Origin of the sequence: Methylicorpusculum sp. (genome assembly GCF_030651835.1) — a bacterium.
Taxonomy (GTDB): Bacteria; Pseudomonadota; Gammaproteobacteria; order Methylococcales; family Methylomonadaceae; genus Methylicorpusculum.
In genome coordinates this window covers 1-8,138 of record NZ_JAUSBX010000111.1, presented here as the reverse complement: position 1 = coordinate 8,138, position 8,138 = coordinate 1, and the positions used below count along the sequence as shown (strand labels likewise).

The following is an 8,138-nucleotide window of genomic DNA, read 5'->3' as shown; positions in this document are numbered from 1 at the left end:
GTTATTTTTTGACTATTATAACCTATCTAATTGATATTGTTAAATAATATGACATAAAACGCATCCAGTTACTGTGTGTCATTCACGAGTATGAACTGTACTGATACCATACTTTTTCAATTCTCGGACAGCCTCCTAGTGCATTTTTGTACACTGTCGACAAAAATGCTCCCTCCAGAATTGACCATAAACCAACCCATTTTGGCAACGTGTGATTCTGACAATAAGCAGCCAAAGAGCAGAAAAGGGGATTCTGAGTGTAAGGAATTGTTAAAGCATTGGAAAAAAACCACTAATTCCATCGTCTGTTGGTTAATCCAATAATAAAGTGTTGCCTAACATCACGCTCGAAGCCGCGCAGCGTCGGTTAGTTCCAATGTTGGACGAAGCCGCTAACGCGGAGAAGAGTCGCGGCGCCTGATATTTTATAAAATGTAACCTCAAGCCCTCATTCCGAGGGAACATTCCACTACGAATCATGAGGTTACGCGTCAATGACAACATCTTCCGAATCCCCTTTCAAGCAAAACTATCAAACCCATCTTAAACACCTTAAACTCAAAGGGCTCCAGCCAAAGACGATAGAGGCTTACGCCCGTGCTATTCGCCGCGTCGGCGAGTATTTCGACGAACAGATTGAGAACCTGTCCGAAGCGCAGTTGACCGATTATTTCACCGATTTGCTGGCGTCTCATTCCTGGAGTTCGGTCAAGCTCGATCTGTACGGCCTTAAATTCTATTATACCCATGTGCTGCGCAAACCCTGGGTTGCTCCCGGTCTGATCAAACCGCCCAGAGCCCAACGTTTGCCGGACATCGTGACCGTGGAAGAGGCGCGACAGCTTTTCTCGGCCACTCGTACGCTCAGTTACCGAGTCTTCTTTTTTACGCTCTACAGTCTTGGCCTACGCCTCGGCGAGGGCTTGCGGCTGCAAGTGGGCGATATAGACGCCGAACGCCAGCGCGTGCATATCCGCGATGCCAAGGGCAACAAGGACAGACTTGTCCCTTTGCCGGCGGTGACATTGGATTTGCTTCGCCGTTTCTGGAAAGTCCATCGCAATCCGGTCCTGCTGTTTCCCAATCGCCACGGCGGCTTGAATGGGGCAGGCCAGGCGATCACGCCGTTGGATCGCGGCGGCGTGCAAGCCACATTGCGCCAAGTCGCGCAAGATTGCGGCTTAAAAAAAAGATTAGCCCGCATTGTCTCCGTCACAGCTACGCCACCCATCTGATCGAAGCCGGCGTCGATCTGCTGGAAGTGCAGAAAATCCTCGGCCACCACAGTATCCTCACTACCGCCCGCTATACCCACCTGACCGATGGCACGAATCAGAACGCCAACCAACTGATCAATGCCTTGATGAATGGCTTTGCCATCAATTGGGGGAAGGTCAGATGATTTTACTATCCACCGTCATCGAAACCTTCGAAGCCGACTTGCTTGGGCATTATCAAGATTCGCTGTTGCCCAGTCACCGGCAAGCGCTAGCCGCCATGAAGCACTGTCGCACCTCGCAAAGTCCCGTCATGCTGGCGAAATGCGATGACTGCGATAGCCAACGCTTCGTCCCGCATTCCTGCGGCCATCGAAACTGCCCGCATTGCCAGTCTCACGAATCTCAACAATGGTTGGAAAGGCAATTGCAAAGGCAGGTGCCCGCCGAGTATTTTTTGGTGACCTTCACCTTGCCCAAGGAGCTCAGGGCGCTGGCCTGGCAACAGCAACGTACCCTTTACAGCTTGATGACCCGCTGTAGCTGGGAGACACTGAAAACCTTCACGCAAAACGACCCGCAGCTCAAAGGCAATGCCGGCGCTATCACGGTGCTACACACCCATTCCCGCCGCCTTGATTACCATCCGCATGTCCATTGCGTGATACCGGCGGCGGCCATTGATACGGAAAAGCGCCTGTGGCGAACCAAACGCGGCAAAAAAGGCCAAGACAAAAAACAAACCGGCTACTTGTTCAACCACAAGGCATTGGCCAAGGTCTTTCGCGCTAAACTGCTCGAAGCGATCACTCAAGCGGGACTTGATCTGCCGCACCGGTATCCCGAAAAATGGGTCGTCGACGTCAAGTCCGTCGGCAGTGGCGATAAGGCGCTGGTTTATCTCGGGCGCTATCTTTATAAAGGCGTCATCCAGGAAAAAGACATTGTCGCCTGCCGGGACGGCCAAGTGACGTTTCGCTACCAAGACAGTAAAACCCGCCAAATGCGGACTCGAACGCTGCCCGGCGCCCAATTCCTGTGGCTGATTCTCCGGCATGTCTTACCCAAAGGCTTTAGGCGCGCCCGCAACTTCGGCTTTTTGCATCCCAACAGCAAACGGCTGATTGGATTGCTGCAATACCTGCTTGGCTTGAATCCAAACCGGGCGCTGGCATGGCTGAGAAAACGGCCGGTACTCACCTGCGCCTGCTGCGGCGGAGAAATGCGGATTGTGAAAACGCGCATCCTGCCGATCTTACGCAGCCAGACAATGCCCGCCGGCCAACCGGGTTGAGGGTGCCACAGGCTATGTAAACGATTAACGTAACCCGCCATACGATCATCGGCCTTTCCAAGGCCGACAGCTTCGTTCGGCCAAAATTAGGGCTAAAATACCCCCAAAAGCGGCCTTCCGATGCCATCGAAGCGATAGGTCGCCACTCTAATGTGAGTTCTGGGTCTTGAAGCGGTAACCAGGCCTTCGCTACCCAAGAACTCCGAAAAGCTATTTTCTTATATAAAGAATACCGTCAGCACTGTGATCACCGGGCTTGTCCAACAATCGGTTCAGATTGTGGTTCGCGTTACTCACACAATCTAACCTTATTCGTTAGGCATTACAATTCAACAACAAACTAGGGGGAAGGGAATATGTTTAAAATCATAAAAGCTGGCGGCATTCTCATTTGCACAGCATCACTATTAAGCGGTTGCGGTATATCGTGGATCGCAAATCGAGATACAAATCCAATTATCCAAGATTGGTCAGTAGCACCGCATATCTTGCCGTGGAACAGTACAATGTTAAATACATTTTCTACTACAGCTAGTAGAAGAATGGTTCTAGCAAAATATGAAGCCACCGGCGATACCCTCTTAACTTGTGCAGAGCCTCCACCAGATGTTGGCGAAGCTTTTGCATCAGCAGTAGCCAATACCCTTACTGCAAAAGCACCAATAGAAGGTGTGCCAGTTGAAGTATCAAATGCTTATTCTCGCGCAGTATCAACTCAAATTGCCTCGTTAATTTACCGAACTCAAGGTTTGCAACTTTATAGAGACGCTATACACAACTTATGCGTCGATAGAATGAATGGCTGGGTTGTAGGAAAAGTCAAAAAAGATCATCCACTCCCACAAACTGAGCCTCTTGCCAATCTTCCTGTAATTGACGAAAACTCATACGAATCACTCCGATTGCACTATTTCAACCAATCTGTTGCGCTTATACAGGCGGAACTGAATAACATAAAAGAAGTAGGCACGATTAAAGCTGGAGAAACTCCTACTTTAGAAAAAGCTATTGACTCAGCAATAAAGCTTTTAAATGCGGCAAAACCACAAGCCGCAGAAGAGAAAAAATCAACAACAACTTCCACTACAACTAAATGATTACCCTAACAAAAAGCTCAGGCCGAAGCCTCCTTTTGCCCACAGAACCGTGCGTATGGGTGTCCGTACACGGTTCCTCACGCAAGATAGACCCATTGAGTCACGTCAAACCAGTGTGCGAGCTTTTGGTCAGACCGAATGGCTTGTCCTTTAGTGGTCCCGTGGAAGAATCCCCAAAAGTGTTAGTTCTGAGCTACTTTCAAAAAGTTGCGTTTTAAATGTTCTTCAAACTCATTTGCCATCGCATCCACATCAATATCACCATTGCTTTTTCTAAAATGGCTATTATTGCCCAACACCCGAAAATGAAAAATCAGCCTTGAGGACGGCTCTTGGACATTACTCCAATGCGCCGGATTAGTGTAATGGACTACCAAAACATCAATATCAACTTTTGATGTTGAAGGGTTAAATTCAAAACTTCCAAACAGATTAAAATTTGCCAAGCTACCGGAGAAACACTTTTAAAATTGGTTAACGCATCTTGATCACCAGCAGCCAATTTTAGGCACCGATCTTACTAAAGATGATTTTTACGCTATTCATGAAGATGGATAGGATTACGACAATGATGTCGGTGATCCAATGTAAGTTGATGGCCGAGATGGCATCAGGCTTGAAGCCCTTGATCAAGAAGACGATGTCAAAGCCCGTGAAGCAACTCAGGAATTATTCGAAGCAATCCAATGATTGAAACGTTCTTTTAATATAGCTCGGGTGGCAATGCCGCCCATGTGTAAATGAAATCTTTGATTTAGTAGCTATTCATCCTGAAAAATCTCTGCTGACTTTGTGGCGCATTTGCTAGAGCTTAAAAAGATAATTCCCATTGCCGTAAGTGGCTAACGGTTTCTGGCAACCCCTGTTGTAATAGGGTGTCCAAATATTCTTTGCTCGATTTTGGCGGGTATTTTAGGGATTGACGGTGTTTCGCCATACCCTGGCCGCATTCAAGTCGAGCAAATCTGAAATGAATTCATGAAGTGTTTCATAACATAGGTAGTTATTGACAAGTACCTATGTTATGCAACACTATGAATAATATGGATACTACTACCGATAAACTAATCGAACTAGCGAGATTGAGAGGGCTAATTCGTCCCAGCGATCTTAACTCACTGGAAATACCCCGAATTTCGCTGACTCGGGCCGTTCGTCGTGGGCAACTGGAAAGAATCGGGCGAGGACTCTACGGACTACCTGGACGTGAGATATCCACCTACGGATCACTGGCAGAGGTAGCAATCAGGGTACCCAAGGGCCTCATCTGTCTGCTATCTGCGTTACGTTTTCATGGACTAACAACCCAAGCGCCATTCGAAGTATGGCTGGCCATCGAAAATAAGGCTCTAGCCCCCAAGCTTGAGTACCCGCCGCTACGCATTGTTCGTTTTTCCGGTGCTGCACTCACTGAAGGTATTGAGGAGCTCATCGTGGATGGCGTTACCATCCGCATCACCTGCGTCGCAAAGACCGTTGCCGACTGCTTCAAATACCGCAACAAAATCGGGCTTGATGTCGCCCTGGAAGCACTGCGCGATGCTTGGCACGAGAAACGCATGACCAGCGACGAAATTTGGCGTTATGCCAAGGTATGCCGTGTCGCCAATGTGATGCGCCCCTATCTGGATAGTCTGACATGAGCGTTCGAAAAAATGGAGCATCGATTCGGGATCGCCTGCTCAACAAGGCCCGGGCAGAAAAGCTGGATTACAACCTGTTGATGACCCGGTACGCATTGGAACGCCTGCTCTACCGTCTGAGTGTCTCAGAACAGCGCGACCAATTTCTGCTTAAAGGAGCACTGCTGTTCGACTTGTGGTTCGATGTACCGCACCGACCCACTCACGACGCCGATTTTTTGGGTTTCGGATCTGCAGAAATACCTCATCTGGAAAAGGTATTCCAGGTCATCTGCCGGATTGAAGCTGAGGATGGCATTGTATTCCTGCCCGATTCTGTCGAGGCTGCCGAAATTCGGAAAGAGGCACATTATGCCGGTGTTCGAGTGACTCTGATGGGTTTGCTCGATAGCGCTCGTTGTCCGGTACAGATCGACATTGGTTTCGGTGACTCAGTCGTACCTGGCCCGGAGGATGTTTTTTACCCGGTCATTTTGCCTGGCATGGCCACTCCAAAAATACGTGCCTATCCTCGCTACACAGTCGTTGCTGAAAAGTTGGAAGCACTGACATCACTTGGTATGCTGAATAGCCGGATGAAAGATTTTTTCGATCTCTGGGTGTTGGCAAGCCACTCTGACTTCGAAGGGGTGTTATTGGAGAAAGTGATCAGCGAATTGCGTGAATTCCTCCTGCCTGTATTAGTGACAATCTCAACGGGTGGCGATTTCAACAGAATTTGGCGTGCAGGAGAGAAATGGCAGTAGAACTGCCTCTGGGTTTAGTTTAGTGCTGAGAAACGCCATAACGTATACCTAAAGCCACAAGAAGATTTTGTACTTCCAAAAAAGAAACGCTGAAATGACCTGATTCAATTGCATCAATCACTGAGACTTCACACCCCGTCATGTTGGCTAGCTTTTGAATTGGGATTCCACGCGCTTTTCGGGCTGCTTTGATTGCTTGAGAAAGACTATCAAAAATCTTCAGATCTTCATTTTTCTGCTCAGAACAGGCAATAGCGTTCAAGTGATTATGCGGACGTGGCGGCTTTTCCGATTTGCCAAGCCAACTCCACAGCTGGCATAACCCTAACCAGTAATCGTAAGCCGATTTCTCCGGCAGGTGTCGATGGGCTTTCCAGAAATTGATGACGTGGCGCTTGCCTAAGCGCTGAAGAGACGTCAGTCCCTCTTGGGTATCAATGAATTCCAGGAAGTTGATGATCAAAGAAACCTGCTTTTGACGATTCTGTTTGCCACCACGGCGCACATAATCATGGGTGTGCGATTCGAGTTCTTTAGCCCAGGTACGCATTGCTGATCTCCACGCGAGAATGACCTAATTCCATGGAGATTTTGAGGCGTGCTTCCTCGTCAATCCGCTTGGCTTCCGTTTCAGAAATAGACAGGTATTCGGCAAGCTTGCCAATTCGGCCCCGGTGTTCCCAGCCGGCTTCCAGCGGACAAGGCGCTTTTACCAATTCTCGGTATCGCTTCTGAGCGAAGGCGTGGCGCTCGGGATGAAAGGACATGTCGTTGGCTTTGGCTTGTTGGTAGCATTCCTGGCGGAATTTGAGATAGGTCATCTCTTTGGGGATCATCGATCCTCCCGATTGAATCTCCGCCGCCGCTTCCATTACTTTGCGCATTTCGTTATCGCAGGGCAAGCGCCTGGGGCGACCACCCTTGGTTCCTGAATGGATGGTGATGTAGCCGACTTTATCCAGTTGCTGCACCGCGGCTTTGGCGTCAAACAGGCAGCTCTCTTTGAAACGCAAGCCCAGCGTCCGTTGCAGATCCATGATTCTCGCCAGCCGGTCATCGATCGCGTGCTGAACCGCTTGGTGTTTAGCTTCAGGTAAGGCTTTGGAGGTCTTGGGAATGTATTTTCTGCGTTCGATGCCGCAGTCTTTGCCCGGGCGAACCGCTTTCCATTGGCCGCCGGTAGCCAGGCGCATAACGCAATTGACGGTCGACACATAGTTTTTCGGCGCCGATGGACTGGAATAGACGCCGGCTTCCAATTCCTTTTGCAAGTGCCGGCCATAGTCGATCACGAAGGACGCCGTCACCTGCTCCATTTTCTTTACGCCCTTTGCTTCGGCGTACACGGTAAACAGTCGCCAGCGGTCGATGTAATCGGATTGGGTTTTGAACCCATTCAACGAACGGTCTTTCAATAGCATTCTGCCCGCCGTAAACATGTCCCGGCTGCCGATATCATAATTTCGACTCACGTTGTTAACTCTCTAACGCCAAAGTAAACGCGGGTTTCCAGTGCTCGATAAATTGACGTTGATCTTTATAGCTGATTTTCCCGGATAAAAGTTCTGTCCTGAGATCGTGGCTTAGTTCATTTTGTAATAATTGTGCGGCTATAAGAACATTGGCATGAAGCTCTCCGGATGCGCATGTCGACCCGGTAGCCAAAAGCATTTCAAGCTTGATGTGCGACCAGTACAATGATCTATGCTCCATTAGCATATGAAGCTCTGCCTGCTTGGCTTGGTTTTTATGGTGCATGTAGTGTTTTCGGTTGATCGTGATCTCGGTTTCCATCAGCGCTTTTCTTACGGCACCACCCGACCAATAGCCTTCGGACAGGCACAATCCTTGTGCCATCGACAGCGTTACGAAGTAGTCGTTTAACCAGCGTCCTTGTCCGATACGGATTCTGGAGAACACGTAATCTCGCCCTTCAATAAGTCGATGAGTGACGATTTTGGCGTTAATCCACTCTTCATAGGTCGGCCTGCCTTTCAACTTCAGACCCCCTGTGCCAATATGACCTGAGACACCTACCCCTCGGAAATTAGAGTATAAAGGTAGGTCAGAATCATGAGCAAATCGAAAGCAGAGACAATGGAATCACCACAATTAACTGCGCCGGAGGTCGCGTTGGAAGA

8 protein-coding genes and 1 pseudogene are annotated in these 8,138 nt (G+C 49.0%); 5 read left to right on the top strand and 4 right to left on the bottom strand.

Translation table 11 applies throughout. The annotated features are described in order from the left end of the window. Nucleotides 1-494: 494 nt before the first annotated feature. The 3 genes and pseudogenes from Q7V32_RS14755 (at nucleotide 495) to Q7V32_RS14740 (ending at nucleotide 3,608) form a co-directional block, all read left to right on the top strand. Nucleotides 495-1,402: pseudogene (locus Q7V32_RS14755) on the top strand (tyrosine-type recombinase/integrase). Further along, entirely contained in the window at nucleotides 1,399-2,511 is a 1,113-nt protein-coding gene (locus tag Q7V32_RS14745) for an IS91 family transposase (RefSeq protein ID WP_304897740.1), read from the top strand. The pseudogene Q7V32_RS14755 and the gene Q7V32_RS14745 overlap by 4 nt, the downstream one beginning before the upstream one ends. Before the next feature lie 356 nt (nucleotides 2,512-2,867). Next, nucleotides 2,868-3,608 carry a hypothetical protein gene (locus Q7V32_RS14740; RefSeq protein WP_304897739.1) on the top strand — a complete coding sequence of 247 codons (741 nt, stop codon included), beginning with the start codon at nucleotides 2,868-2,870 and terminating at the stop codon, nucleotides 3,606-3,608. Nucleotides 3,609-3,790: 182 nt separating this feature from the next. On the opposite strand, the gene Q7V32_RS14735 is transcribed toward Q7V32_RS14740, so the two are convergent. Further along, the gene (locus tag Q7V32_RS14735; RefSeq protein WP_304897738.1) at nucleotides 3,791-4,054 is read right to left on the bottom strand and encodes a hypothetical protein; all 264 of its coding nucleotides are present in this window, start codon (nucleotides 4,052-4,054) and stop codon (nucleotides 3,791-3,793) included. Nucleotides 4,055-4,651: 597 nt separating this feature from the next. Here Q7V32_RS14735 and Q7V32_RS14730 point away from each other — a divergent pair. After that, entirely contained in the window at nucleotides 4,652-5,251 is a 600-nt protein-coding gene (locus Q7V32_RS14730; RefSeq protein WP_304897737.1) for a type IV toxin-antitoxin system AbiEi family antitoxin domain-containing protein, read from the top strand. Further along, nucleotides 5,248-5,997, top strand: a complete 750-nt coding sequence (locus tag Q7V32_RS14725) for a nucleotidyl transferase AbiEii/AbiGii toxin family protein (protein ID WP_304897736.1) — start codon at nucleotides 5,248-5,250, stop codon at nucleotides 5,995-5,997. Before Q7V32_RS14730 ends, Q7V32_RS14725 begins: the two co-directional genes overlap by 4 nt. Before the next feature lie 19 nt (nucleotides 5,998-6,016). On the opposite strand, the gene Q7V32_RS14720 is transcribed toward Q7V32_RS14725, so the two are convergent. Genes Q7V32_RS14720 through Q7V32_RS14710 form a run of 3 tightly spaced genes read right to left on the bottom strand, consistent with a single transcriptional unit; the run spans nucleotide 6,017 to nucleotide 7,995 of the window. After that, nucleotides 6,017-6,547, bottom strand: a complete 531-nt coding sequence (locus tag Q7V32_RS14720; protein ID WP_304897735.1) for a helix-turn-helix transcriptional regulator — start codon at nucleotides 6,545-6,547, stop codon at nucleotides 6,017-6,019. After that, the gene (locus Q7V32_RS14715; protein WP_304897734.1) at nucleotides 6,531-7,469 is read right to left on the bottom strand and encodes an integrase domain-containing protein; all 939 of its coding nucleotides are present in this window, start codon (nucleotides 7,467-7,469) and stop codon (nucleotides 6,531-6,533) included. The genes Q7V32_RS14720 and Q7V32_RS14715 overlap by 17 nt, the downstream gene beginning before the upstream one ends. A 4-nt stretch (nucleotides 7,470-7,473) precedes the next feature. Further along, nucleotides 7,474-7,995 (bottom strand): antA/AntB antirepressor family protein, encoded by a 522-nt coding sequence (locus tag Q7V32_RS14710; RefSeq protein WP_304897733.1) that lies wholly within the window; start codon nucleotides 7,993-7,995, stop codon nucleotides 7,474-7,476. Between the last annotated feature and the right edge of the window lie 143 nt (nucleotides 7,996-8,138).